The sequence below is a fragment of the Pseudomonas sp. LBUM1648 genome (assembly GCF_059716145.1).
On record NZ_CP166808.1, the window covers coordinates 3,963,334 to 3,988,551 of the forward strand.

A 25,218-nucleotide genomic window follows, 5' to 3' on the forward strand; every position below is an offset into this window, starting at 1 on the left:
GCGGTTTGCGCCTTCCCGGTCAGGCAGTATGCTGGGCGCTGTTGCCGTGCTGATCCGGAGTTCTTCCCCATGCCCTACACGTTCATCACCCTGCCCTCGCCGGTCGGCGAGTTGAAGCTGGTCGCGAACGGTTCACGACTGGCGGCCATCCTCTGGGAAAACGATAAACCCAACCGGGTGCGCCTTGGGCCGATGAGTGAAGCGCCGGACAATCCGATCCTGCTGAAAACCGCGCGGCAACTTGAAGAATATTTTGCCGGGACGCGAGATCGCTTCGACCTGGAGCTGGATTTTGCCGGCACGGATTTTCAGAAAAAGGTCTGGGCGGCGCTGCTGACGATCCCGTTCGGCGAGACTCGCACGTATAGCCAGATCGCTCTGCAAATCGGCAATCCAAGTGCCGTGCGGGCGGTGGGCGCGGCAAATGGACGGAACCCGATCTCAATCGTTGCGCCGTGTCATCGGGTAATTGGCGCATTGGGGAAATTGACCGGGTTTGCCGGGGGGCTTGAGGCTAAAGAGCGATTGTTGACGTTGGAAGGTGGTGACTGGTCAGAGGTTGGCAAAACTGGTGAGCTATTTTAAAGATCAGAAGATCGCAGCCTTATCGATCGAACAGGTTATTCATCGCCGCGTACTGCAACAGCATGATGGTCTTGGCGTCGCAGATCTCGCCGCGCTGGAAGGCCGCCAAGGCTTCATCGAATGACCACTCCAACACTTCCAGCTCTTCGGTCTCTTCTTCCAGACCGCCGCCTTCGCTGACCTTCGACGCCGAGTCGTACTCGGCAATAAAGAAGTGCAGCTTCTCGGTGACCGAACCGGGGCTCATATAGGCCTCGAAGACTTTCTTCACGTCATGCACGCGATAGCCGGTTTCCTCTTCGGCTTCGTCGCGAATGCGCTGCTCTGGCGCCGCCCCCTCCAACAACCCCGCCGCCACTTCGATCAGCAGACCGTCATGACCATTGACGAACACCGGCAAGCGGAACTGACGGGTCAGCACCACCGAGCGCTTCTCGCGATTGAAAAGCAGAATCGCCGCGCCATTGCCGCGGTCATACACTTCGCGCGTCTGGCGCTGCCACTCGCCGTTATTGCGGTGGTAGTCAAAAGTGATTTTCTTCAAGAGATACCAGTCGTGGGACAACACCTGAGTCTCGATGATATTGACCCGTTCGGCTGTGTTAGCCATGACGCCTCATCCTTTTGTCATCAGAAAGCGTTCATAGTCGATTAATCGAACCGACAAAAAAAGCCCGGCAGCGCTACCGGGCTTTTTTATTCACAACTAACGGGCGACGTGCAGCACCGTTTCATCCACCTCTTGTGCGCTTGCCTGCACTCCGGTGATCAGCGGCCCATAACGCCGACTGAACTCCCAGTTGTATGGCACACGATCCTTGCTGACGCCGTTGTCCCAGTTTACCGACCACGTCATCAGGCCCTTGATCGGGTGTCCTTTGATCGCCAACCGTTTGAGCACATTGCCTACAACGGTCTTGTCGATCACATAACCGGTAGCAGCCGCGTCGACGTTGGCGGGCAGACCAATGACGAACTTGTCCGCCGCGATCTTCGTGAAACCACGCGTGCCGGTCACCAGACTTTCCGTCAGGTAATAGAGGAAATCCTCTTTCAGCTCATCGTTGTTCTGCGCGATCCACGCGCCGGCACCGTTGTTGGCCTCCGGCACCCAGACCCCGTCGCCACCCTGGTTGTAGAACTGCGGGGCGATGAAGTCGTAGTAGCCTTCCAGTGCCTGCAAGTAACCGACGTACTTGCCGCTGCTGGTGAGGTACGGAAACTCCGGGGCCATGCTGATGATGAAGTGCTTGCCCTGGCCCGCGTAGTGATCCTTGACCAGTTTCAGCGCAGCCGGCAGGACGGTCTTGTTGGCAGCGAAATCAATCGCGCTCTGTTCAAGATCGATGTCCAGGCCGTCGAAGCCAAAGGTTTCCACCAGACGGATGATTTCATTGGCCAGTGGTTGTTCCTGGCCGCTGTGCAACTCGATGTGCGCATCCGCGCCACCCAGGGAAATCAACACCGCCCGCCCCTGACTGTTGAGCACGCCGACCTGACGGCGGAACTCGGCATCGGTCACGTTGAACGGCTTAAAGGTCGGAATCCCGCTGCCCTTCATGAAGGCCACGGCGACCACGTTGTACTCCTTGGGGACCTCCTCCAGCGCGATGTTGGCAAAGCGGCCTTGGCGATATCCGTCGCTCGGTCCCGCCGGCCAGTTGTGCCAGAAGCCCATGAGGATCTTTTTGTCGGCAATGCTCGGCATCAATGACGCCGCATCGCTCGCCGCGTTTTGCATTAAAGAGAAGTCGATATTTGACATGTTCTAATCCTTCAGAACGTGTGGGTTTTGACGACGCTGCGTCGTTATTTGAAGTCGACGTCGAAGGCCTGATAGAACGCGTTGCCGGTGTTGGCGACGATCCACATCAAGACGATAACGTGATGACCTTGCTTGTTCGCCGGAAGTTTCACCGAGTGATTGACCTTGGCCTTCAGCTCCGCTGAATGGCTGTAGTAAGGCACCTGAGTATAGAAGTCCTCGAAGAACGGCTGCGCTTCCAGTTGCGCACGGGTGATGCGTTGTTTCGGGTCCCAGCCATCCTTGGTGATCAGCCAGCGATAGCCGCGGGTGGTGTGCGGCGCGGTGTATTCCCATTTGACTTCGAGGGTCTGACCCGGGGTGACATTGAGCAGCGGCCAGGTGAACGGACGACCGAGCTTTTGGCTCATCTCCTCATTCGTGAAGTTCACGCAATCACGCGGATCGGTTTTGCCGCCACTGAGAATGTAGCCGTCGGCCGGCGGCGCGACACTGGCAGAGTCGGATTCGTAGGGCGCTGGAAACGGCCCGGCCACCAGCGCCGGGAAATTCTTGCCGCCTTCCATTTCGTTGACCTGCCAGGCACCGAGCAATCCTTGCTCAATAGCGACCGCACCACGACTCGCCGGGGAGGTGACGCGACCGTGTCGCAGTTGGGTTTGTGCTTGTGGTTGATTCATGTTTTTCACTCCGTTGATTTAAGAACTCTCCTTTCCGAGGAGAGGCCTTCAAGCTAACGGAGGTGATTTTTTTGTCCATCGGCGGTTTTGTCGCAGATCTGTCCGACACAATCAGTAAAACAGCGAAAACACTGGATATAAACACAGTATATTGTGGCGAATCGCACTCGACGCATAGCCAAAGGCGTACACGTCGAAGTTACGAAATCCCGCATGGGTGACTCACGGTAACTGCGCCTGAAACTCCTTTTCGTACTGTCCGGCGAGCTGTTCTTTCTGTTTTTCGTCGAGTAATTTGCCGGCCATCTGGAAGAATTTGTGCTCCTCTTCCTTGAGGTGGTGATGAACCTTGTCCGAGAGCTTTTTCGCAGTGGCCAGCCATGCCGGGCTGGACATCTCGGTCTCGTCGAGCTCTTCCATCATTTCGTCCATTTCGTGGTGTTCGGAAATGGCATGTCGGCTGAGGTCGACACCGTCGTCGAACTTCATCAGGGGGATATAGAAGTGGCGCTCTTCGGCGGTTTCGTGGGCTTTCAGCTCGGCTTTGAGCTGCTTGTAGGCCTCGACGCGCTCCGGCGTATCGCCGCTGGTTTCGATCAGGGCTTTGGCGTAGGTGCGCTGGCGGTCGTGGCTTTCGCGAAGGGCTTCAAAAATGTTCATGGGGTGTCCTCATCAACCGCGTGCTGGAATGACGCTGTTAAGGCTAGACCGCAGCGCGTGAACGGCGGTTCCACCAGCGTTGCTTCAGGGCTTGGAACACGACCACCGGGCAGGATAATCTGGCACCTCAGACCACAAGGAAGTCATCCATGAACTTGCGTATCGAGTTATCGCAGAACCCCAACGAAGAACAACGCAACGCCATTCTGGCGCCACTGCGTGCCCACAACGCAGCCAAAGCAGGCCCCTCGACATTGGAGCCGATTGCCCTTTTGGTTCGCGACGAGCACGACGCGATCCTCGGCGGCCTGTACGGCCACACGTTCTATCGGTGGTTGTTCATTGAGTTGTTGGCGGTACCGGAGCAGGGGCGCGGTCAGGGCATCGGCTCGAAATTGATGCAGATGGCCGAAGAGTTTGCGCGGAAGAAAGATTGCGTCGGGATTTGGCTCGACACCTTCTCATTTCAGGCGCCTGAGTTTTACCGGAAAGTCGGCTATAGCGAGTGTGGCGAGATTGTGGATTATCCGCTGGGGCACAAGCGGCATTTTTTCCAGAAGCGCTTGATTGATTGAATTTGATAGCCCCTTCCCGAGCAGGCTCGCTCCCACATTTGAAATGCATTCCAATGTGGGAGCGAGCTTGCACGCGAAGGGGCACTCGCCTCAATACATGATCAGAGACAGGTCGCCAACGCCGCCAACCGGCGCTTGGCCACGAAATCGTCCTTCTGCGCGTAGTAACTCAACGCCGTGCCCGACGCCTCCGTGCTGACATCGACAAACGATTCTGCCGAACGCGTGTAGACCGTCGAACCGGACTTTTTGCCCGGTTGCAGATAAGCCCCGGCGTCCACTCCGAACACCGCTTCGTCCTGCCAGGCAAATTGCACACACTGGGCGACGACTTTCTCGGGCTTGTTCGAGGTCAGGGTTTTGTAGGGCGTTTTAGTGCGAGCATCGTCCATCATCGAACCCGCGCAACCGGCCAGCACCGTCGCGGCCAGCGCCACCATCAGAATTCGCATTGCATTCGCTCATTCAGAAAAAAGCGGACTGTATCACCGCAGCAGCCCGAATCGTTCTGCTTTACTGCATTTATAGCGCGACACACGCGAGCCGCTGCGGCAACCTAAGGTCATCAGCCTCACAAGGAAAACACATGGCGCCTACCGAGCAGCGACATGAACACGCCCTGAAACTGTTTCTCGACGCACGCCCCGAACTGCGCGAAACCCTCGACCATCTCAATCCGCTGTTGGCTCAGGCCAAGGGTGAAACCCAGGCACAGTATCGCGAAGAACGCCTGCATGAAGCGTTCGAGGCCGAGGCGGAAAGCCTAGGGTTGTTTGCCTGGGAACTGACCTTGCAACTGACGGCAGCAACGCCTGATGAATATCAGGCCCAGCGTCTGAACGTTCATCGCGAGGTGGCGGAAATGGCCGGCATGGACTGGCTGGAGTATTGCGACTTGTATGGAATAAAACCGTAACCGCCGCTCAAGGAAACAATCGACGATGCTGCCTTCCGCCTCGACTCACCGCGCCAGTCCCGGCCATCTGCATTCGAAAAAATGGCGTGGGCGCGTGGGACTGGCGCTGGTGGCCAGCCTTTCGGTGCTGGCGGGGATGACGGACGCCATCGGTTTCATGGCCAGCGGCGACTTCGTCTCGTTCATGAGCGGCAACACCACGAGGCTGGCGGTGGCGATCAGTGACGGCGATCTTGGGCTGACCGTGCGCCTGGTGATTCTCGTCGCAACCTTTATTGTCGGGAATGCCTTGGGCGTTCTCGTCGCGCGTCTCGGCGGACGACGGGCGCTGCCGCTTCTACTGTGTATCGCCACCCTGCTCTGCGCGGCGGCAGCCTGGCCGTTTGACTCGCAACTGCCGGCACTGCTGGCGGCGATCATTGCGATGGGCATGCTCAACGCGTCGGTCGAGGAAGTGAATGGTCTGCCGGTCGGGCTGACGTATGTCACTGGCGCACTGTCGCGGTTCGGCCGAGGACTGGGCCGCTGGATGCTCGGCGAGCGGCGCAGTGGCTGGCGCGTGCAACTGGTGCCGTGGAGCGGGATGTTCGTCGGCGCCATTCTGGGCGCAGTGCTGGAGCATCATCTGGGACTGAAGGCGATGTTTGTCAGCGGTTTGCTGGCGGCATTGATCGGGCTGCTCTCGCTTAAAATCCCCCGACGCTGGCAGTTGGGTTACATGCCGCGCTGACCGATGTCTGCCTCCCCGTGGGCGGGTACGCAACTTGGGTTTCGCGACCGCCTCGATAAAGCTTTATCATGGCCGCAGTTTTGCTGACCGAGTCCGTCATGAAGTTCGCCATCGCACTGTTTTCCGCCGCCCATGCGCCCTCCTCGCGCCGTGCCCTGCTGTTTGCGCAGGCTGCACTGGCCGGTGGGCATGAGATTGTCCGGCTGTTTTTCTATCAGGATGGCGTCTACAACGCCTCTGACGCGGTGGTTACTCCGCAGGACGAACTGGATCTGCCCAAGCAATGGCGCACCTTCATCAACGAGCAGCAACTGGATGGCGTGGTGTGCATCGCCGCCGCTCTGCGCAGGGGCGTGCTGAATGACGAAGAAGCCAAGCGCTATCAGCGTGACGCCGTCTCCGTCAGCGCGCCGTGGGAGTTATCCGGCCTCGGCCAGTTACATGACGCGGTGCAAGACGCTGACCGCCTGATCTGTTTCGGAGGCGCGTGACATGGCCAAATCCCTGTTGATCATCAGTCGCCAATCGCCATGGTCCGGCCCCGGTGCCCGCGAAGCGCTGGACATCGTGCTGGCCGGCGGTGCCTTCGATCTGCCGATCGGTCTGCTGTTTCTCGATGACGGCGTGCTGCAACTGGCCGCCGGGCAAAAGGCCAAGGCCCTGCAACAGAAAGACCTGAGCGCCAACCTGCAAGCGCTGCCAATGTTCGACGTTGAAGAGCTGTTTTATTGCATCGACAGCGCCACCAGCCGTGGCCTGAACACGCTGTCGCTGGACGAAGCGCAACCGCTCGCAGCCGAGCAAATCACCGCCCTTATTGACCGTTACGACCAGGTGATCACCCTCTGATGTCGACTTTGCATGTGTTGTCTCATTCCCCGTTCGGCGACGATCGCCTGACCAGTTGCCTGCGAGTGATCGGCCATGCCGACGCTTTGCTGCTATCCGGCGACGCGGTATATGCCCTGCAACCGGGCACCGCTCCTTTCACCGCACTGCAAACTCGGCGGGTGAAACTGTACGTGCTGGCCGAAGATGCAGAGGCCCGCGCTGTACAGGTTCCAGAATGGGCAGAAACCATCGACTACCCGGCCTTCGTCGAACTGTCGATCCAACACGACAAGGTCAACAGCTGGCTATGAATTGCATGACCGTCGGCGCCCGCGCCATCGAACTGGACAAGGACGGCTTCCTTGTCGACCTCAGCGACTGGTCACACGACGTCGCCAGTGCCCTGGCCGCCGCCGAAGATATCGAGTTGACCCCCGAACACTGGGAGGTGCTCGAACTGCTGCGCTGTTTCTACGATGAGTTCCAACTGTCCCCGGCCACTCGACCGCTGATCAAATACACCGCGCTGAAACTCGGCCCGGACAAAGGCAACAGCCTGCACCTGAACCGACTGTTCAAAGGCACCCCTGCCAAACTCGCCGCGAAACTGGCGGGCCTGCCCAAACCGACGAATTGCTTATGACCGATTTCCCAGCGCTGACCCTCGAAACACCTGCCGAGCACCCGTTCGCTCAATTCGTCCGGATCCTCGGCAAAGGCAAGCGCGGCGCCCGCGATCTGACTCGCGAAGAAGCCCGGCAAGCCATGGGCATGGTGCTGGACGACGAAGTCGAAGACACCCAACTCGGCGCCTTTCTGATGTTGCTGCGGCATAAAGAAGAAAGCGCCGAAGAGATGGCCGGTTTCACCGAAGCCCTGCGCGAACGTTTGGAGGCGCCAGCCTTGAACGTCGATCTGGACTGGCCGACCTATGCCGGCAAGAAGCGCCATCTGCCGTGGTATCTGCTGGCGGCCAAGTGTCTGTCGCAAAACGGTGTGCGCATCTTCATGCACGGCGGCGGCGCGCACACCGCCGGGCGCTTGTATACCGAACAGCTGTTGGCCGAGCTGAATATACCGCTGTGCCGCAACTGGCAGCAGGTCGGCACGGCGCTGGACAACGGTGGCCTGGCATTCATGCCGCTGATCGACTGGGCGCCACAACTGCAAAAGATGATCGACCTGCGCAATACCATGGGCCTGCGCTCGCCGATCCACTCGCTGGCGCGAATTCTCAATCCGCTGGGCGCGCGTTGCGGGTTGCAAAGCATCTTCCACCCCGGCTATCAGGCCGTACACCGCGATGCCAGCGGTTTGCTCGGCGACACGGCGATTGTGGTCAAGGGTGACGGCGGTGAAATCGAGATCAACCCCGATGCCGACAGCCATCTTTACGGCACCAGCGGCGGCGAGAGTTGGGACGAGGAATGGCCGCAGTTGTCGGCACAGCGCCACGTCAAACCGGCCTCGCTGGACGTCGAGCATTTGAAAGCCGTTTGGCGCGGAGACGCGGTCGACAGCTACCCGCAAATGGCGCTGATTTCGACCATGGCCCTGGCACTGCGCGGTCTCGGCCAGAGCCGCGAGCAGGCTTTCGAAACCGCCGAACAATACTGGGCCGCGCGGAATAAATCGATTTAACCGATCATTCGCGCCCGATCTTTGCGCTTTTTGTTCGAACTCATCGGAATAGACTCGACTCCAACGATTATTGGTTTCAGGAGTCTTGAACATGGGTTTGTTAGTCGATGGCCACTGGCAGGACAAGTGGTACGAAAGCAGCAAGGACGGTGCGTTCCAGCGCGAACAGGCGCAACGCCGCAACTGGGTCACCGCTGACGGCCAACCTGGCTCTAGCGGTGAAGGCGGTTTTGCCGCCGAAGCCGGGCGCTATCACCTCTACGTTTCGCTCGCCTGTCCGTGGGCGCATCGCACGCTGATCCTGCGCAAACTCAAAGGCCTGGAAAGTCTGATCGACGTTTCCGTGGTCAGTTGGTTGATGCTGGAAAACGGCTGGACCTTCGACAAGGCTCTCGGCTCGACCGGCGACAAGCTCGATCACTTCGACTTCATGCACCAGCGCTACACCGCCGACACGCCCGACTACACCGGCCGCGTCACCGTACCGGTGCTGTGGGACAAAAAGCTCAAGCGCATTGTCAGCAACGAATCGGCTGAGATCATCCGCATGTTCAACAGCGCGTTTGATGATCTGACTGGCAATGATCTGGACTTCTATCCTGCTCCGCTACGCGGTGAGATTGATGCGCTGAACGAGCGAATCTATCCAGCCGTAAACAACGGCGTCTATCGCGCCGGGTTCGCCACGTCACAACAAGCGTATGAGGAAGCGTTCGATGAGGTGTTTGCCGAACTCGATCACTTGGAGCGGATGCTGGGTGCCAACCGTTATCTGAGTGGTGAATACCTGACTGAAGCGGATATTCGCCTTTTCACCACGATTATTCGCTTCGACGCGGTGTATCACGGGCACTTCAAGTGCAACCTGCGGCGCATTGCCGATTATCCGAACTTGTCAAACTGGCTGCGTGAGTTGTATCAGTGGCCGGGGATTGCCGAGACGGTGGATTTCCAGCACATCAAAAATCACTACTACGGCAGCCACAAGACCATCAATCCGACGGGGGTTGTGCCGAAGGGGCCGGAGCAGGATTTCACTGTGGCTCATGATCGCGCGCGGCTGGGCGGCAAAGGAGTTTGGCAGAGGGGTTAACAGCTAAAAGCAAAAGATCGTCCGAAGGCTCGGGCCGCGATCGGACGATCTTTTGATTTAGCTCAGACCTGCGCCTGAGCCCCTTCAAACCACGCCAGTTTCTCGCGCAGTTTCACCACTTCGCCGACGATCACCAGCGTCGGGGCATGCACTTCATGCTCCGCCACCATTCGCGGCAAATCGGCCAGCGTGCCAGTGAAGACCCGCTGATTGACCGTGGTGCCCTGCTGAATCAGTGCCGCCGGGGTATCCGCCGAACGGCCATGCTTGATCAACTGCTCACAGATCACCGGCAAACCCACCAGTCCCATGTAGAACACCAGCGTCTGCGCCGGAGCGACAAGGTCGGCCCATGGCAGATCGGTGGAACCGTCCTTCAAGTGCCCGGTGACAAAGCGCACTGACTGCGCGTAATCACGGTGGGTCAGCGGAATCCCGGCATACGCCGCACAACCGCTGGCTGCCGTAATACCCGGCACCACCTGGAATGGAATTCCGTGGGCTGCCAGCTCTTCGATCTCTTCGCCGCCCCGGCCGAAGATGAACGGATCACCGCCCTTCAACCGCACCACACGCTTGCCGGCCTTGGCCAGATCGACCAGTTGCTGGTTGATCTGATCCTGAGGCACCGCGTGATCGGCGCGACGCTTGCCGACGTAGACCCGCTCGGCATCGCGACGGCACAGGTCAAGAATGGCCGGCGCGACCAAACGGTCGTACAGCACCACATCGGCCTGTTGCATCAGGCGCAATGCACGGAAGGTCAGCAGATCCGGGTCACCCGGCCCTGCTCCCACCAGATACACCTCACCTGTGGTGATGTCGGCTTCGCCATCAATCTTCGCTTGCAGCAGACGCTCAGCCTCGGCGCCCTGCCCGGCCAGTTGTCGATCGGCAATCGGCCCTTGAAAGACGTCTTCCCAAAACCCGCGACGCTGCTGCACATCCGGAAACAGGCTTTTCACCTGATTACGGAAACGCGCGGCCAGCCCAGCCAGTTGGCCATAGGTGGAAGGAATCCAGGTTTCAATCTTGGCGCGAATCAAGCGCGCCAGCACCGGCGCATCGCCGCCACTGGAGATTGCGACGATCAGAGGCGAGCGATCGACGATCGCCGGGAAGATCACGCTGCACAGGGCAGGTGCGTCGACCACGTTGACCGGCACGCAACGCCGATGAGCATCGGTGGAAACCTGGGCGTTCAGCGTTTCGTCATCGGTGGCGGCAATGATCAGCACGCAACCATCCATATCCGCCTCAACGTAACCGCGCAACAGACACTCGCCACCACTGGCGACAACCAATTCACGCAGTTGCGTTTCGATTTCAGGTGCGACCACCCGCAGCAGCGCACCGGCTTCGGCCAGCAGGCGGGATTTGCGCAAGGCAATTTCCCCCCCACCGACGACCAACACACGACTGCCGCGCAGGTTGTGAAACAGCGGCAGATATTTCATTTAGCCGATGACCTCAAGGCCACCCATGTACGGCTTCAGCACGTCCGGCACACGGATCGAACCGTCCGCCTGCTGGTAGTTTTCCAGCACCGCAACCAGAGTACGACCGACCGCCAGGCCGGAACCGTTCAAGGTGTGTACCAACTCAGGCTTGCCGGTTTCCGGGTTGCGGAAACGCGCCTGCATGCGGCGGGCCTGGAAGTCGCCACAGTTGGAGCACGACGAGATTTCGCGGTATTTGTCCTGGCTCGGAATCCACACTTCGAGGTCGTAAGTCTTGACCGCACTGAAGCCCATGTCGCCGGTGCACAGTGCCAGGGTGCGGTAAGGCAGGCCAAGCAGTTGCAGAACTTTCTCGGCGTTGGCGGTCAGACCTTCCAGCGCTTCCATCGAGGTCGATGGCTCAACGATCTGGACCATTTCAACCTTGTCGAACTGATGCTGGCGGATCATGCCGCGAGTATCGCGACCCGACGCGCCGGCTTCACTGCGGAAGCACGGTGTGTGCGCAACGAACTTGATCGGCAGCAGTTTCGAATCGACAATTTCGCCAGCGACGATGTTGGTCAGCGACACTTCGGCGGTCGGGATCAGGTACAGATCGGCTTCGCCTTCGCGAGCGATCTTGAACAGGTCTTCTTCGAACTTGGGCAGTTGACCGGTGCCTTGCAGTGCTGGCGCCTGAACCAGATAAGGCGTGTAAGCCTCTTCGTAACCGTGCTCGTTGACGTGCAGGTTGATCATGAACTGCGCCAGGGCGCGGTGCAGACGGGCGATCGGGCCACGCAGCAGGGCAAAACGTGCGCCGGACAGCTTGGCGGCGGTTTCAAAATCCAGCCAGCCGAACTTCTCGCCCAGTGCAACGTGATCCTGTACCGGGAAATCGAAAGCAGTCGGCGTGCCCCAGCGGCGTACTTCGACGTTGTCATCTTCGTCCTTGCCGACCGGAACGGACTCGTGCGGCAGGTTCGGGATGCCGAGCAGGATCGAGTCCAGTTCGGTCTGGATCGCGTCCAGCTCGACTTTGCCGGCGCTCAATTCGCCCGCCATGCGCTCGACGTCCGCCATCAGCGGCGCGATGTCTTCGCCGCGCTGCTTGGCCTGACCGATGGATTTGGAACGCGCGTTACGCTCAGCCTGCAGTGCTTCGGTGCGGGTCTGGACGGTCTTGCGCTGTTCTTCCAGCGCTTCGATGCGCGCGGTATCCAGGGCAAAGCCACGGGAAGCCAGGCGGTCCGCTACGTCCTGAAGGTTGCTACGTAACAGTTTGGAATCGAGCATGTCGGTTTCTCGTTATCAAAGTTTGGTCAAGGACAGGCCGGCCCACGTCGCGAGCAGCCCGCCGAATACGCTGAGTGCCGCATAGCCCAGGGCCAGCAACACTTGCCCGCTTTCCAGCAGACGCACCGTATCCAGTGAAAAGGATGAAAAAGTCGTCAGCCCCCCGAGGAAGCCGACCATCAACCCGGCACGCACCTCGATCGGTACTTCCGGGCGTATCAAAAACAGGCCGTACAACACGCCAATCAACAGACAGCCCACGATATTAACGGCCAGCGTCGCCGTATAGAAGTGCCGAGGCCAATTGGCGTTGACCCAATTGCCGGTGGCGAAGCGCAACAAGGTGCCGGCGATCCCGCCGACGGAGACCGCAACGATCAATGGAATCACTATTTTCTCCGCTGCCGAGGGCTTAAACGGTCAAGTTGGGCGAGGTGGTTGAGTTTCTCACCGATCTTCAATTCCAGGCCGCGTGGCACTGGTTGATAGAACGGAATCGGCTCGAGCTCTTCCGGGAAATAGTCTTCGCCGGCAGCATAAGCATCCGGCTCATCGTGGGCATAACGGTATTCGTCGCCGTAACCCAGTTGTTTCATCAGTTTGGTCGGCGCGTTGCGCAGGTGTAGCGGGACTTCCAGCGAGCCATTTTCTGCGGCGGCGCGCAATGCAGTCTTGAACCCCATGTACACCGCGTTGCTTTTTGGCGCGCAGGCCAGATACGTGATGGCCTGCGCCACGGCCAACTCGCCTTCCGGGCTGCCGAGGCGCTCCTGCACTTCCCACGCAGCCAGACACAGGCTCAGCGCACGCGGGTCGGCGTTGCCGATGTCTTCGCTGGCCATGCGCACTACGCGCCGGGCCAGATACAGCGGATCGCAACCACCATCGATCATCCGCGCGAACCAGTACAGCGCGCCGTCAGGATTGGAGCCGCGCACCGATTTGTGCAAAGCGGAAATCTGGTCATAGAACGCTTCGCCGCCCTTGTCGAAACGCCGACGCGTGTCGCCGAGTAGACTTTGCAGAAGCTCGGTACCGATCTCGCTATCGTCTTCGGCCAGGTCCGAGGCGTTCTCCAGCAGATTGAGCAGGCGCCGACCATCGCCATCGGCGGCGGACAGCAGCATCTGAAAGCCTTCGTCGTTCAACGTCAGGTTGCGCTTGCCCAGGCCGCGCTCTTCGGTCAGCGCGCGATGCACCAGTTTGCGTAGCGCCGCTTCGTCGAGGCTTTTCAGCACATAGACACGGGCTCGCGACAGCAAAGCGTTGTTCAGTTCGAACGAAGGGTTTTCGGTGGTCGCGCCGATGAAGATCAGCGTGCCGTCTTCAACGTAGGGCAGGAACGCGTCCTGCTGGGATTTGTTGAAACGGTGCACTTCATCGACGAACAAAATGGTGCGTTTGCCGTACTGGCCGGCCTGCTGCTTGGCGATTTCAACGGCCTGACGGATCTCTTTGACCCCGGCGAGGACCGCCGAGACCGTTTCGAAGTGTGCATCCGAGACTTCTGCCAGCAACCGCGCCAACGTGGTCTTGCCCACGCCCGGCGGCCCCCAGAAGATCATCGAATGCAGGGCACCCTGCTCCAGCGCCTCACGCAGAGGCTTGCCGCGAGCCAGCACATGCTCCTGACCGACGTACTCATCCAGATTGGTCGCACGCAAACGCGCGGCCAGCGGCTGGGCTATCGGTGCACTGCGAAACAGATCCATCACGTACCGTTGAAACCTCGGTTATTACGATTTTTCAGACATGTAGGAAAACCTGTGGTGAGGGGATTTATCCCCTCACCACAAAAGCCCCATCACAGAGCCTATGCGTTATTCCTGGATAACGTCAGCGCCCTTCGGGATATCGAACTTGAACTTCGACGCTGGAACCGGCTCGTTGGCCTTCACCCCGGTGAACAGGATGTTGGTGCGCTGACCGACGCTGTCGATCAGTTGCATGTCATTGAGCAGACCGTTGCGGAACGACAGGCGCAGGTTGTCGAACAGGGTGTCCTTGGTTTTCGGCTTGAGGGTGAAATCGATCACGCCGCCCGCCTCTTTCGCGCTGATGTCGAAGCTCTGGCTGATCTTCGACACATCACCGGACAGCAGCAGCGCCGGGGTCTGGGTCAGACGCTCGTCGAGCTTCTTGATGGTTGCCTGTTCCAGATCCGGGTCCCACAGGGTGACTTTCTTGCCATCGGAAACCATGGTCTGCTCGGCCGGCGCATTGGTGTGCCAGTAGAACAGGCCCGGACGCTGCAAGGTCATGTCGCCAGTGGTTTCCTGCAACTGAGTACCGCTGCCGTCGAGGGTCAGCTGCGAGAAGTTCGCGCTCAGGGTCTTGGATGTTTCAAGCAATTGCGTCAGACGAGCCACGTCCTTGTCATCGGCGTGGGCCGTGAGTGTGGTCAAAGCCAGTACTGGCAGCAGCATGCGGATAAGACGCATGGGAGTCCTCTTGAATACTCGTGGGAAAGCGGCGGCACATCATTGTCCCGCCTGTTGCTTTTGGGGTCAGTCGCGTACCGGGCCGGGAGCCAAGACTTCACGCGAACCGTTGGTGTTCATTGATGTGACGACGCCAGCCATTTCCATGGCTTCGATCATCCGTGCGGCACGGTTGTAGCCGATCTTCAGCTTGCGCTGCACCGCAGAGATCGAAGCCCTACGGCTTTCCAGTACAAACTGCACGGCTTCGTCATACAGCGCATCGGCTTCAGGATCATCGCCGTCGCCGCCACCGCTGCTGCCTTCAAAGCCGCTGCCTGCCTCTTCGACACCGTTAAGAATGTCATCGTTGTATTCCGGTGCGCCGCGCAGTTTCCAAGCCTCGACTACACGGTGAACTTCTTCGTCGGAAACGAACGCGCCGTGAACCCGGATCGGCAGGCTGGTGCCCGGTGGCATGTAGAGCATGTCACCGTGGCCGAGCAATTGTTCGGCGCCACCCTGGTCGATAATGGTCCGCGAGTCGATCTTGCTCGACACCTGGAACGCCATTCGGGTCGGAATGTTGGCCTTGATCAGACCGGTGATCACGTCCACCGACGGCCGCTGGGTCGCAAGGATCAAGTGAATACCCGCCGCCCGCGCTTTCTGTGCGATACGGGCGATCAGTTCTTCAACCTTCTTGCCGACGATCATCATCATGTCGGCGAATTCGTCGACGACCACGACGATGGTCGGCAGCTTCTGCAACAGCGGCGCTTCGTCGTGAATGCTTTCGCGTTTGTACAGCGGATCGCTCAATGGCTCGCCGGCGTCCTGGGCTTCCTTGACCTTGGCGTTGAAGCCGGACAGGTTACGCACGCCCATCTTCGCCATCAGCTTGTAGCGACGCTCCATCTCGGCAACGCTCCAGCGCAGGGCGTTGGCGGCGTCCTTCATGTCGGTCACCACCGGGCACAGCAAGTGCGGAATGCCTTCGTAGATCGACAGCTCCAACATTTTCGGGTCGATCATGATCAGCTTGGCGTCTTCCGGGCCGGACTTGAACAGGATCGACAGGATCATCGCGTTCACGCCCACCGACTTACCGGAACCGGTCGTACCCGCCACCAGCAAGTGCGGCATCTTCGCCAGATCGGTAATAACCGGTTTGCCGCCGATGTCGTGGCCCAAAGCCAAAGTGACCGGCGACTTGAAGTTGTCGTACTCGGGGGTCGACAGCACTTCGGAGAAACGCACGATCTGCCGGTCTTCGTTCGGGATCTCGATACCGACCGTGGTCTTGCCCGGAATCACCTCGACCACACGCACACTGGTCACGGCCAGGGAGCGCGCGAGGTCCTTCGCGAGGTTGGAAATGCGGCTGACTTTTACGCCGGCGGCAGGCTGGATTTCGTAACGGGTAATCACCGGGCCCGGGTGAATCGAATCCACCGTGACCTCGACACCGAACTCCTTGAGCTTGATCTCCAGCAAGTGGCCGACCGCAGCCAGAGACTCCGGCGAGTAATTGAGTTGTTTCTTTTCCGCAGGATCGAGGATCGAGATCGGTGGCAAGGTACCTTCCACAGCGCTGTCGACGAACAGCGGTGCCTGCTTCTCTTTCTGTACGCGCTTGCTCGGCTCCGGCGCCTTGACGGGAGCCGGTGCAATAACCGGCGGCACCTGCTTCTCGCGGTCGGACATGTGCTTGCTCAGGGCTTGCTCACGTTCGATCAGGCGTTCCTTGACCTTGGCTTGCTCGCGCTTGTCGGTGACGGTCGGTGCAACCACATCGTGTACGCGGTCATCGACCTCACGCAGTTGCGCCACCAGTTGCTTGCGTTCGGTACGCGCTGACCACCAGCGGTTGAGCGCGCCCTGGAACAGTTCGAACAGATCAAGGGTGATCTTGCCGGTGATGTCCATCACCTTGAACCACGACAGATCGGTGAATACGGTCAGGCCGAACAGGAACAGCGCAATGAACAGCAATGTGCTGCCCTGAATATTCAGCGCGTTTTTGGCCAGATCGCCAAGACTTTCGCCCAACGCACCACCCGCGCCGGCCGGCAGACCGGTGGCGGCGTGAAAATGAATATGCGCCAGCGCAGCGCCAGACAGCACCAAAAACACCAGACCGATCAGGCGCCAGGAAAACAGCCAGCCGCTCCACTGCCACGGTTCGTGGCGTTGGCGGAAGATCTGGTACGCCTTGATCGCCAGCAGCAACGGGAAGATATAGGCGAAATAGCCGAGCACCATGAACAAAATGTCGGCGCTGTAGGAGCCCGCCGGGCCGCCGAAATTCTGCACGTCGTCGATCTTGCTGTTGTGGCTCCAGCCCGGGTCGTCCTTGCCGTAGGTCAGCAAGGCCATCATCAGGAACAGGCACAAGGCGCCGATGGCGATCAATGCACCTTCCTTGAGTCGGTAGTGCAACTGCTGCCGCCAGAGCGGAACGACTGTTTTTGGTGCTTCGGTGGATTTCTTCAAAACGCTACTTTTCCTGCGCCCGAGGCGCGTCCATCTATTGAATGACGATAAAAAACTGCCCAATCCAGGCAGGTAAAAAAGTTGAAGGGCACAACAGAGACTACTTTTAACACTGTGCTGCCGATTTTATAAATACAGCTATAAACACGGCGCGCAGCGAATATTCTGTAACAGCCCGGCATTGTACGGGTTTGTGCGTCTGATGCCATGCTTCAAAGCCCAGTGTTGAGCATAGCCAAGCGTACAAAACCTGTGAGGCAATTTGAGCATGCATTACCTTTTGTGACAAAGGCTTATGAGGTGTATTTGATGAACGTAGCGAAGCATTGCCAGGCCGGTTGCAAGCCAGCCCGCAGCGCTCGCTTACGACCGCAACAAGCTCACCAAGTTGCAGCCCTGCCTGCGTCAAGCAGGATCGGCACGACATTCGTGTCATTTAACGGCACACTTTAGCGCGGGCCGAACAGCCCGCACCGCCCTCCCCTTCCGCAAGCCTGGATGCCATGCTGACTTGGTTACAACGCAACTCCCTGACTTTTCCGCCGCTGGAAAAGGCCATGCGCGACCCCAATGGATTGCTCGCCGCCGGCGGCGACTTGTCCGCCGATCGCCTGATTCAGGCATATCGCCATGGCTGCTTCCCCTGGTTTTCCGAAGGCCAGCCGATTCTGTGGTGGTCGCCTGACCCACGCACCGTACTGTTTCCCGACGAACTGCATGTTTCGCGCAGCCTGGGCAAATTGCTGCGCCAGCAACGCTACCAAGTAACCTTCGATCAGGACTTCGACGCAGTGATCCGCGCCTGCGCGGCGCCACGGGATTACGCCGACGGCACCTGGATCACTGAAGCCATGCAGGATGCTTACGTAGAGTTGCACCGGCGCGGCTTCGCCCATTCTGTGGAAGTCTGGGATGAGGGCGAACTCGTCGGCGGCCTGTACGGGCTGGCGATGGGGAAGTTGTTTTTCGGTGAGTCGATGTTCAGCCGGGCCGACAATGCCTCCAAATACGGCTTTGCCACGCTGGTGCGACACCTGCAAGACTCGGGCTTCGTGCTGATTGATTGCCAGATGCCGACCGATCATCTGCACAGTCTCGGCGCCCGGGCGATTCCCCGCCTCGAGTTCGCCGACTATCTGGCCCGACACCTGGATCAACCCAGTCGTGCCAACTGGGTTTGCTGAGCGACTTTTGCGCGCGTGGCTTACACTTAATTCACCAGCTTATCCCGAGGGTTGATCATGACCGAGTTGGCGCGTTTGAAGTTCTATGCCACTCAACCTCACTCTTGCAGTTATCTGCCCGAGGAGCAGGCCACGACCCTGTTTCTCGACCCGAGCCAGCCCATGGATGTGCATGTCTACGCAGACCTGTCGGAAATGGGCTTTCGTCGCAGCGGCGACCATCTGTATCGGCCCCATTGCCAGAACTGCAATGCGTGCGTGCCTGCGCGCATTCCGGTGTCGCAGTTCATTCCCAATCGCCAGCAGAAGCGCATTTTCAGGCGCAACACCGATTTGCAGGTGCGCCCGGCGAAACCCCAGTTCAGTGAAGAATATTTCGATCTGTACCAACGCTATATCGAACAGCGCCACGCCGACGGCGACATGTACCCGCCGAGCCGTGATCAATTTTCGACCTTTCTGGTACGCGACCTGCCCTTCTCCCGTTTCTACGAGTTCCGTCTCGACGGACGGTTGCTGGCCGTAGCGGTGACCGATTTACTGCCTAACGGCTTGTCGGCGGTCTACACGTTTTACGAACCGGCCGAAGAACGCCGCAGCCTGGGACGCTTTGCCATTCTTTGGCAAATTGCCGAGAGCCAGCGCCTCGGGCTTGAGGCGGTTTACCTGGGTTACTGGATCAAGAACTGCAAAAAGATGAACTACAAGACGCAATATCGCCCCATCGAACTGCTGATTAATCAGCGCTGGGTGATCCTGAACTAAACCCAAACCCTAAACCCCTTGGCGTAAACCCCATTTTTCGGGCACAATGCACGCCGCTTTTGCCTGGCGCAGTTGCACCGGGCCATTCATTGGATACCGAGGGCTTTACTGCATGTCGAAAGAAGACAGCTTCGAAATGGAAGGCACTGTCGTCGACACCCTGCCCAACACCATGTTTCGTGTGGAGTTGGAAAATGGGCACGTCGTAACCGCGCATATTTCCGGCAAGATGCGCAAGAACTACATTCGTATTCTTACCGGTGACAAAGTGCGCGTCGAGCTGACGCCCTATGACTTGAGCAAAGGGCGCATTACTTACCGCGCTCGTTAATCAAGTCAATACAAGACGCCCGGCTTTGCCGGGCGTTTTTGTTTGTCTGCGGTTTAGGGGTTTGGTTTTTTTTGGGGGGGGGCATATCCGTTGCTGCGGGTGCTGCCGCTGGCGGTTTCGCTCTTACAGCGAGTCCCTTTTTCAAACGCCAAAAAGGAACCAAAAGGCTTTTGCCCCGGCGTACGGCACTTCGCTGAGGCTCAGTGTTCCCTCGCTACGGTGCCCATCCGGGCGCATCGCCTACGGTTTGCTGCGCTGCACCTCCTCTCGATGTGTGCGGCTTCGCCGCACGGCGCTGCGCGCCTACCCCCCGGATGAACACCTTCGCTCGGCCTGCCGATGGGCTGAAGATCAAAAGCCAAAGCCAAAGCCAAAGCAGATCAAAAGATCGTCAGATCGCGGCCCGAGCCTTCGGCAGCTCCTACAAGGAGTGAGTACACCTACCAGAGCTTGGTCGGCTGTCAGGCCGCCATCGCTGGCAAGCCAGCTCACACAAGAAATTGAGTACACCCCGCACGCGGCGCATGCCGCCCCACTCAACACAATGAGCGTTAGCTCGAGTAAAGCTCTTGATCTGAAGGCCCGTCGGAAGGCTGAGTGGAGGGATTGATCCGGGGGTGGGAGCGCAGCGACCGTTTGGCGCAGCCAAACACATCGAGAGGAGGTGCAGCGAAGCAAACCGGAGGCGATGCGCCCGGATCAATCCCGCAGCGAAGGAACCCCGAGCCTCAGCGAGCGGGCCGTACGTCAGGGCAAGCCTTTTTGGTTACTTTTTCGGCGTCTGGAAAAAGTGACCCGCCGTAAGGGCGGAACCCTAAGAAGCCATCACCGCAGCAACGGATATACCCCCAAAAACACCAGACAACAAAAAGGCGCCCGAAGGCGCCTTTTACTTACAACCAGCCGTCAGGCCATTTCAGCAGTAGTCTCGAAGTCGAACGTCAGCTCCCCGTCCTTGATGTCGATGTGAACCACACCGCCATGCTCGGCCAGCTCGCCAAACAAAATCTCCTCCGCCAACGGACGCTTGATCTTGTCCTGAATCAGACGCGCCATCGGACGAGCGCCCATTGCCGCATCATAACCACCCGCCGCCAGCCAGCTACGCGCCGCATCGGTGACTTCCAGGAGTACCCGCTTGTCTTCCAGCTGCGCCTGAAGCTCGGTAAGGAACTTGTCCACCACACTTTTGATGACCTCATGACTGAGGCGACCAAACTGGATAATGGTGTCCAGACGGTTGCGGAATTCCGGCGTGAAGCTCTTCTTGATCACTTCCATCGCATCAGACGAGTGGTCCTGATGGGTGAAACCGATCGAAGCGCGTGCTGCCGTTTCGGCACCGGCGTTGGTAGTCATGATCACGATTACATTGCGGAAGTCCGCCTTGCGACCGTTGTTGTCGGTGAGCGTACCGTGGTCCATCACCTGCAGCAGCAGGTTGAAGACTTCCGGGTGCGCCTTCTCGATTTCATCGAGCAGCAATACGCAGTGCGGCTGCTTGGTGATCGCTTCGGTCAAGAGACCGCCCTGATCGAAGCCGACATACCCCGGAGGCGCACCGATCAGACGCGATACAGTGTGGCGCTCCATGTACTCGGACATGTCGAAGCGAACCAGCTCGATCCCCAACGCCTTGGCCAATTGGCGCGCGGCTTCGGTTTTACCGACACCGGTCGGTCCGGCGAACAGGAACGAACCAACTGGCTTGTCAGGCGACTTGAGGCCGGCACGGGACAGCTTGATCGCGGTAGAAAGCGAATCGATCGCCGCGTCCTGACCAAACACCGTCAGTTTCAGGTCACGCTCCAGGTTACGCAGCAGTTCCTTGTCGGAACTGGTCACGTGCTTCGGAGGAATCCGCGCGATCTTCGCCACAATATCTTCAACCTGTGGCACTTCAATGCGCTTCACGCGTTTTTCGACCGGCTGCAGACGCTGATAGGCACCCGCCTCGTCGATCACATCGATGGCCTTGTCCGGCATGTGCCGGTCATTGATGTAGCGCGATGCCAGTTCTGCGGCAGCGCGCAACGACTCATCACTGTATTCGATGTTGTGGTGCGCTTCGAAACGCCCTTTCAGACCGCGCAGGATACCGATGGTGTCTTCCACCGACGGCTCGACGACATCGACCTTCTGGAAGCGACGCGCCAGGGCTCGATCCTTCTCGAAGATGCCACGGAATTCCTGGAACGTGGTCGAGCCGATGCAACGAATGTCGCCAGACGACAGCAGCGGCTTGAGCAGGTTCGAAGCATCCATCACGCCGCCTGACGCAGCACCCGCACCAATGATGGTGTGGATCTCGTCAATGAACAGGATGGCCTGCGGACGTTTTTTCAGCTCATTGAGCAGCGCCTTGAAGCGCTTCTCGAAATCACCACGATATTTGGTGCCTGCGAGCAGAGCACCGAGATCGAGCGAGTAGACAACGCTGTTGGCCAGCAGATCAGGCACCTGGTTGTCGACAATGCGCTTGGCCAAGCCTTCGGCAATCGCGGTTTTACCCACGCCTGCCTCGCCGACCAGCAGCGGATTGTTTTTGCGCCGACGCGCGAGAATCTGCGCGACACGCTCGACTTCCGATTCGCGGCCGACCAGCGGATCAATACGACCCTGGCGCGCGAGTTCGTTGAGGTTGCTGGCATAAGCATCCAGAGGATTGCCTGAAGAAGAAGACTCACCGCCCTCATCGTCCTGCATATCTTGTTCACCTTCAGAGTGATCGCCATGCCCCGGCACTTTGGAAATGCCATGAGCGATGTAGTTGACGACATCAATGCGCGCAACGCTCTGCTGTTTCAGCAGAAACACTGCCTGACTCTCTTGCTCACTGAAGATTGCAACCAGCACATTGGCGCCAGTCACTTCACGCTTGCCCGAGCTCTGTACGTGGAAAACAGCACGTTGCAGTACACGCTGGAAGCCCAGGGTTGGCTGGGTTTCGCGATCTTCGTCATGAACGGGGATCAAAGGCGTGGTGGAGTCGATGAACTCCTGCAGGTCGTGCTTGAGTTTGTCGAGGTTTGCGCCGCAGGCACGCAAAACGGTGGCGGCAGCCTCATTGTCCAATAGGGCCAGCAGCAGGTGTTCGACGGTCATGAATTCATGACGTTTCGAACGAGCCTCCTTGAAGGCTAGATTGAGGGTGACTTCGAGCTCGCGGTTTAACATAGCTTCACCTCATACCCAAGTGGTCGGCGATTAACCGTCCTTCTCGATTTCACAGAGTAGCGGATGCTGGCTTTCCCTGGCGTACTGGTTGACCTGCATGGCCTTTGTCTCGGCGATGTCGCGGGTAAACACTCCACATACTGCCCGCCCTTCTGTGTGGACGGCCAGCATGACCTTGGTCGCCAGCTCGCGATTCAGGTTAAAAAACACCTCGAGCACTTCGACGACGAAATCCATCGGTGTGTAGTCATCGTTGAACAAAACCACCTTGTACATCGGCGGCGCCTGTAACGCAGGCTTTGCTTCCTGAACAGCAACGCCTGCCGAATCGTCGTCGTGCTCCTCTGGAAGATCCTTTTGGAGAAGCGGGCGATCCTGATTGAATGTTAGTCGAATCTGGCTGATTGCATGCATGGAAAGAAAGGTTCGTCAGTTGTGCAAATACAGTGGTGGGGGCGGCAGCACACGTTTTCAACTCCGACTGCCCGGTCACCTTGACTATCGGGAAAACGGTGTTACAACCAATAGAGCCCACAGTGGGTAAAAAAGATCCGCGGAGTCAATCCTTTTAACGGATTAGATTGCGGATGACTTGGATGATACTCCAGCGATGGAGTCTGTTGCAGAGGGATTTGAGCATGGCTGTCGGCAAGGTGAAATGGTTCAACAATGCCAAGGGGTTCGGTTTCATTAATACCGACACCCACGAAGGTCGAGACGAGGACGGCAAAGAGATTGATTTCTTTGCGCATTACTCCGCTATCCAGATGGACGGATATAGAACCCTCAAGGCCGGGCAAACCGTGAGTTTTGATATTGTGCAAGGCCCCATAGGCCTGCATGCGCACAATATTGTACCTACCGAGACCGTGAAAGAAGCCGCTCCGGCCACCGCTCAGCAGCAATCAGTCACCAGCTGACGCAACAAAACCGCCCGCCATAAAAAAGCCGCCCGACTCGATCACTCGAGCCGGGCGGCTTCGTTACAACTGTTTTTATTACATGTGCGAAATCAGCGCATCACCGAAGCCAGAAGACGAAACCAGCTTGGCACCGTCCATCAGACGTTCGAAGTCATAGGTCACGGTTTTGGCACTGATGGCGCCGTTGGTGCCCTTGATGATCAGATCCGCCGCTTCGACCCAGCCCATGTGACGCAGCATCATTTCCGCTGACAAAATCAATGAGCCCGGGTTGACCTGATCCTTGCCGGCATACTTCGGCGCAGTGCCGTGGGTCGCTTCGAACATCGCCACGGTGTCGGACAGGTTGGCGCCCGGCGCAATACCGATACCACCCACTTCTGCCGCCAGGGCGTCGGAGAGGTAGTCGCCGTTGAGGTTGAGGGTCGCGATCACATCGTATTCGGCCGGGCGCAGCAGGATCTGCTGGAGCATGGCGTCGGCGATGGCATCCTTGACGACAACGTTCTTGCCGGTTTTCGGATTCTTGAACTGCATCCAAGGGCCACCGTCGAGCAGGGTCGCGCCGAACTCTTCGGCCGCCACTTCGTAGGCCCATTCCTTGAAGGCACCTTCGGTGAACTTCATGATGTTGCCTTTGTGCACGATGGTCAGCGAGTCGCGATCGTTATCGACCACATATTGCAGAGCCTTGCGCGCCAGACGCTTGGTGCCCTCTAAAGAAACCGGCTTGACGCCGATGCCGCAGTTTTCGTCGAAACGGATCTTGGTGACACCCATTTCTTCTTTAAGGAATTTGATGACCTTGGTGGCTTCCGGCGAACCGGCCTTCCACTCGATACCGGCGTAAATGTCCTCGGAGTTTTCTCGGAAGATGGTCATGTCGACGTCGCCAGGCTTTTTCACCGGGCTAGGCACACCTTCGAACCAGCGCACCGGGCGCAGGCAGACGTATAGGTCGAGTTGCTGACGCAGGGCCACGTTCAGCGAGCGAATGCCCCCACCCACCGGAGTGGTCAGAGGGCCTTTGATGGAAACCACGTAATCCTTGACTGCGTCCAGCGTTTCCTGAGGCAGCCAGGTGTCCTGATCGTAAACCTGAGTGGCTTTTTCCCCGGCATAGACTTCCATCCAGGAAATCTTGCGCTTACCGCCGTATGCCTTTTGAACTGCAGCATCGACAACCTTGATCATCACCGGACTGATGTCGACACCAATGCCGTCACCTTCGATGAAGGGGATGATCGGGTTATCAGGAACATTGAGAGAATGGTCTGCATTGACGGAGATTTTGTCGCCGACGGCTGGAACCTGAATCTTCTTGTAACCCATGCTGAACTCCATTGTTTGGATTGAACATCTGGCTTGGTTCGAGCGTAACCCAGTTAAATCAACACGCAAACCCTCTGTTCACGGCGCGAGCACATCTGGTTTCGTACAAGCCTGAAAGCAAAGGGAAAAGCGCCAAACTCAAGCATTCGCGGCGACTCTACGCCTCACCCTGCCCTGCGACCTTTAGACCAATGGACGAGAATCGTTGCATATGAACCATCGGCAGATTGCCAGCTACCTATGTATAATGCCGCCCGCTGACCAAAGGGTCACGACGGCTGGCCTCTCTAGAACGAGACTTTCCGCCTGATTGGTTGAGCTGTTACCGCAGCCCGACCGCTTGACGCTCTACTGATGCACCCAACATCACCGCGAA

27 protein-coding genes and 1 pseudogene are annotated in these 25,218 nt (G+C 58.5%); 14 read left to right on the forward strand and 14 right to left on the reverse strand.

The window, feature by feature from the left end; translation table 11 throughout:
- Positions 1-69: 69 nt before the first annotated feature.
- Positions 70-585: a methylated-DNA--[protein]-cysteine S-methyltransferase gene (locus ACA043_RS18045; protein ID WP_497659663.1), complete on the forward strand. Its 516-nt coding sequence runs from the start codon at positions 70-72 to the stop codon at positions 583-585.
- Between the two features lie 19 nt (positions 586-604).
- Here the strand turns inward: ACA043_RS18045 and ACA043_RS18050 are convergent, their stop codons facing one another.
- From ACA043_RS18050 to ACA043_RS18065, 4 genes and pseudogenes are all read right to left on the reverse strand, one after another.
- Entirely contained in the window at positions 605-1,195 is a 591-nt protein-coding gene (locus tag ACA043_RS18050; RefSeq protein ID WP_497657597.1) for an NUDIX domain-containing protein, read from the reverse strand.
- Between the two features lie 156 nt (positions 1,196-1,351).
- A pseudogene (locus tag ACA043_RS18055) lies at positions 1,352-2,350 on the reverse strand (chitinase); the annotation flags it as partial.
- 44 nt (positions 2,351-2,394) lie between these two features.
- Positions 2,395-3,030 (reverse strand): lytic polysaccharide monooxygenase auxiliary activity family 9 protein, encoded by a 636-nt coding sequence (locus tag ACA043_RS18060; protein WP_187678447.1) that lies wholly within the window; start codon positions 3,028-3,030, stop codon positions 2,395-2,397.
- A 222-nt stretch (positions 3,031-3,252) separates the two neighbouring features.
- A complete protein-coding gene (locus tag ACA043_RS18065; RefSeq protein ID WP_497657598.1) occupies positions 3,253-3,690 on the reverse strand; it encodes a hemerythrin domain-containing protein in 438 nt (145 codons plus the stop codon).
- Positions 3,691-3,839: 149 nt separating this feature from the next.
- Here ACA043_RS18065 and ACA043_RS18070 point away from each other — a divergent pair, with 149 nt between their 5' ends.
- Positions 3,840-4,265 carry a GNAT family N-acetyltransferase gene (locus tag ACA043_RS18070; RefSeq protein ID WP_497657599.1) on the forward strand — a complete coding sequence of 142 codons (426 nt, stop codon included), beginning with the start codon at positions 3,840-3,842 and terminating at the stop codon, positions 4,263-4,265.
- Positions 4,266-4,366: 101 nt separating this feature from the next.
- On the opposite strand, the gene ACA043_RS18075 is transcribed toward ACA043_RS18070, so the two are convergent.
- A complete protein-coding gene (locus ACA043_RS18075; RefSeq protein WP_187678450.1) occupies positions 4,367-4,717 on the reverse strand; it encodes a hypothetical protein in 351 nt (116 codons plus the stop codon).
- Positions 4,718-4,851: 134 nt separating this feature from the next.
- On the opposite strand from ACA043_RS18075, the gene ACA043_RS18080 reads away from it, so the two are divergent.
- The 8 genes from ACA043_RS18080 (at position 4,852) to ACA043_RS18115 (ending at position 9,476) form a co-directional block, all read left to right on the forward strand.
- Positions 4,852-5,181, forward strand: coding sequence for a DUF6388 family protein (locus tag ACA043_RS18080; RefSeq protein WP_187678451.1), 330 nt, complete (start codon positions 4,852-4,854; stop codon positions 5,179-5,181).
- Positions 5,182-5,206: 25 nt separating this feature from the next.
- Positions 5,207-5,911, forward strand: a complete 705-nt coding sequence (locus tag ACA043_RS18085) for a YoaK family protein (RefSeq protein WP_401267492.1) — start codon at positions 5,207-5,209, stop codon at positions 5,909-5,911.
- 98 nt (positions 5,912-6,009) lie between these two features.
- Complete coding sequence (gene tusD / locus ACA043_RS18090; RefSeq protein WP_401267489.1) at positions 6,010-6,402, forward strand: sulfurtransferase complex subunit TusD; 393 nt, start codon at positions 6,010-6,012, stop codon at positions 6,400-6,402.
- 1 nt (position 6,403) lies between these two features.
- Positions 6,404-6,760, forward strand: coding sequence for a sulfurtransferase complex subunit TusC (tusC, locus tag ACA043_RS18095; protein WP_497657600.1), 357 nt, complete (start codon positions 6,404-6,406; stop codon positions 6,758-6,760).
- Positions 6,760-7,053 (forward strand): sulfurtransferase complex subunit TusB, encoded by a 294-nt coding sequence (gene tusB / locus ACA043_RS18100; RefSeq protein ID WP_489880247.1) that lies wholly within the window; start codon positions 6,760-6,762, stop codon positions 7,051-7,053. Before tusC ends, tusB begins: the two co-directional genes overlap by 1 nt.
- Entirely contained in the window at positions 7,050-7,385 is a 336-nt protein-coding gene (locus tag ACA043_RS18105) for a TusE/DsrC/DsvC family sulfur relay protein (RefSeq protein WP_497657601.1), read from the forward strand. Before tusB ends, ACA043_RS18105 begins: the two co-directional genes overlap by 4 nt.
- On the forward strand, positions 7,382-8,383 hold the full coding sequence (locus ACA043_RS18110) for a glycosyl transferase family protein (protein ID WP_497657602.1): 1,002 nt from the start codon (positions 7,382-7,384) through the stop codon (positions 8,381-8,383). Before ACA043_RS18105 ends, ACA043_RS18110 begins: the two co-directional genes overlap by 4 nt.
- Before the next feature lie 91 nt (positions 8,384-8,474).
- Positions 8,475-9,476 (forward strand): glutathione S-transferase family protein, encoded by a 1,002-nt coding sequence (locus ACA043_RS18115; RefSeq protein WP_497657603.1) that lies wholly within the window; start codon positions 8,475-8,477, stop codon positions 9,474-9,476.
- A gap of 62 nt (positions 9,477-9,538) precedes the next feature.
- On the opposite strand, the gene cysG is transcribed toward ACA043_RS18115, so the two are convergent.
- The 6 genes from cysG to ACA043_RS18145 form a co-directional block, all read right to left on the reverse strand.
- Positions 9,539-10,933, reverse strand: a complete 1,395-nt coding sequence (cysG, locus tag ACA043_RS18120) for a siroheme synthase CysG (protein ID WP_497657604.1) — start codon at positions 10,931-10,933, stop codon at positions 9,539-9,541.
- Positions 10,934-12,214, reverse strand: coding sequence for a serine--tRNA ligase (gene serS, locus ACA043_RS18125; RefSeq protein ID WP_187678460.1), 1,281 nt, complete (start codon positions 12,212-12,214; stop codon positions 10,934-10,936).
- Between the two features lie 15 nt (positions 12,215-12,229).
- A complete protein-coding gene (gene crcB / locus ACA043_RS18130) occupies positions 12,230-12,604 on the reverse strand; it encodes a fluoride efflux transporter CrcB (protein ID WP_187678461.1) in 375 nt (124 codons plus the stop codon).
- Positions 12,604-13,926 carry a replication-associated recombination protein A gene (locus ACA043_RS18135; protein WP_110719382.1) on the reverse strand — a complete coding sequence of 441 codons (1,323 nt, stop codon included), beginning with the start codon at positions 13,924-13,926 and terminating at the stop codon, positions 12,604-12,606. Before ACA043_RS18135 ends, crcB begins: the two co-directional genes overlap by 1 nt.
- 108 nt (positions 13,927-14,034) lie before the next feature.
- A complete protein-coding gene (gene lolA / locus ACA043_RS18140; RefSeq protein WP_008087013.1) occupies positions 14,035-14,655 on the reverse strand; it encodes an outer membrane lipoprotein periplasmic chaperone LolA in 621 nt (206 codons plus the stop codon).
- Between the two features lie 66 nt (positions 14,656-14,721).
- On the reverse strand, positions 14,722-17,130 hold the full coding sequence (locus ACA043_RS18145) for a DNA translocase FtsK (protein ID WP_187678463.1): 2,409 nt from the start codon (positions 17,128-17,130) through the stop codon (positions 14,722-14,724).
- Positions 17,131-17,633: 503 nt separating this feature from the next.
- Here ACA043_RS18145 and aat point away from each other — a divergent pair.
- The 3 genes from aat to infA all read left to right on the forward strand — a co-directional run bounded on the left by aat (position 17,634) and on the right by infA (position 19,410).
- Complete coding sequence (gene aat, locus ACA043_RS18150; protein ID WP_497657605.1) at positions 17,634-18,314, forward strand: leucyl/phenylalanyl-tRNA--protein transferase; 681 nt, start codon at positions 17,634-17,636, stop codon at positions 18,312-18,314.
- Positions 18,315-18,371: 57 nt separating this feature from the next.
- Positions 18,372-19,079: an arginyltransferase gene (locus tag ACA043_RS18155; RefSeq protein ID WP_187678465.1), complete on the forward strand. Its 708-nt coding sequence runs from the start codon at positions 18,372-18,374 to the stop codon at positions 19,077-19,079.
- Positions 19,080-19,191: 112 nt separating this feature from the next.
- Positions 19,192-19,410: a translation initiation factor IF-1 gene (infA, locus tag ACA043_RS18160; RefSeq protein ID WP_002553999.1), complete on the forward strand. Its 219-nt coding sequence runs from the start codon at positions 19,192-19,194 to the stop codon at positions 19,408-19,410.
- Positions 19,411-20,316: 906 nt separating this feature from the next.
- Here the strand turns inward: infA and clpA are convergent.
- A complete protein-coding gene (gene clpA, locus ACA043_RS18165) occupies positions 20,317-22,587 on the reverse strand; it encodes an ATP-dependent Clp protease ATP-binding subunit ClpA (protein ID WP_187678466.1) in 2,271 nt (756 codons plus the stop codon).
- Between the two features lie 30 nt (positions 22,588-22,617).
- Positions 22,618-23,001, reverse strand: coding sequence for an ATP-dependent Clp protease adapter ClpS (gene clpS / locus ACA043_RS18170; protein WP_016987405.1), 384 nt, complete (start codon positions 22,999-23,001; stop codon positions 22,618-22,620).
- A gap of 224 nt (positions 23,002-23,225) precedes the next feature.
- On the opposite strand from clpS, the gene ACA043_RS18175 reads away from it, so the two are divergent.
- Complete coding sequence (locus tag ACA043_RS18175) at positions 23,226-23,507, forward strand: cold shock domain-containing protein (protein ID WP_497657606.1); 282 nt, start codon at positions 23,226-23,228, stop codon at positions 23,505-23,507.
- 78 nt (positions 23,508-23,585) lie between these two features.
- Here the strand turns inward: ACA043_RS18175 and icd are convergent, their stop codons facing one another.
- A complete protein-coding gene (gene icd, locus ACA043_RS18180) occupies positions 23,586-24,842 on the reverse strand; it encodes an NADP-dependent isocitrate dehydrogenase (RefSeq protein WP_187678468.1) in 1,257 nt (418 codons plus the stop codon).
- Positions 24,843-25,218: the final 376 nt, after the last annotated feature.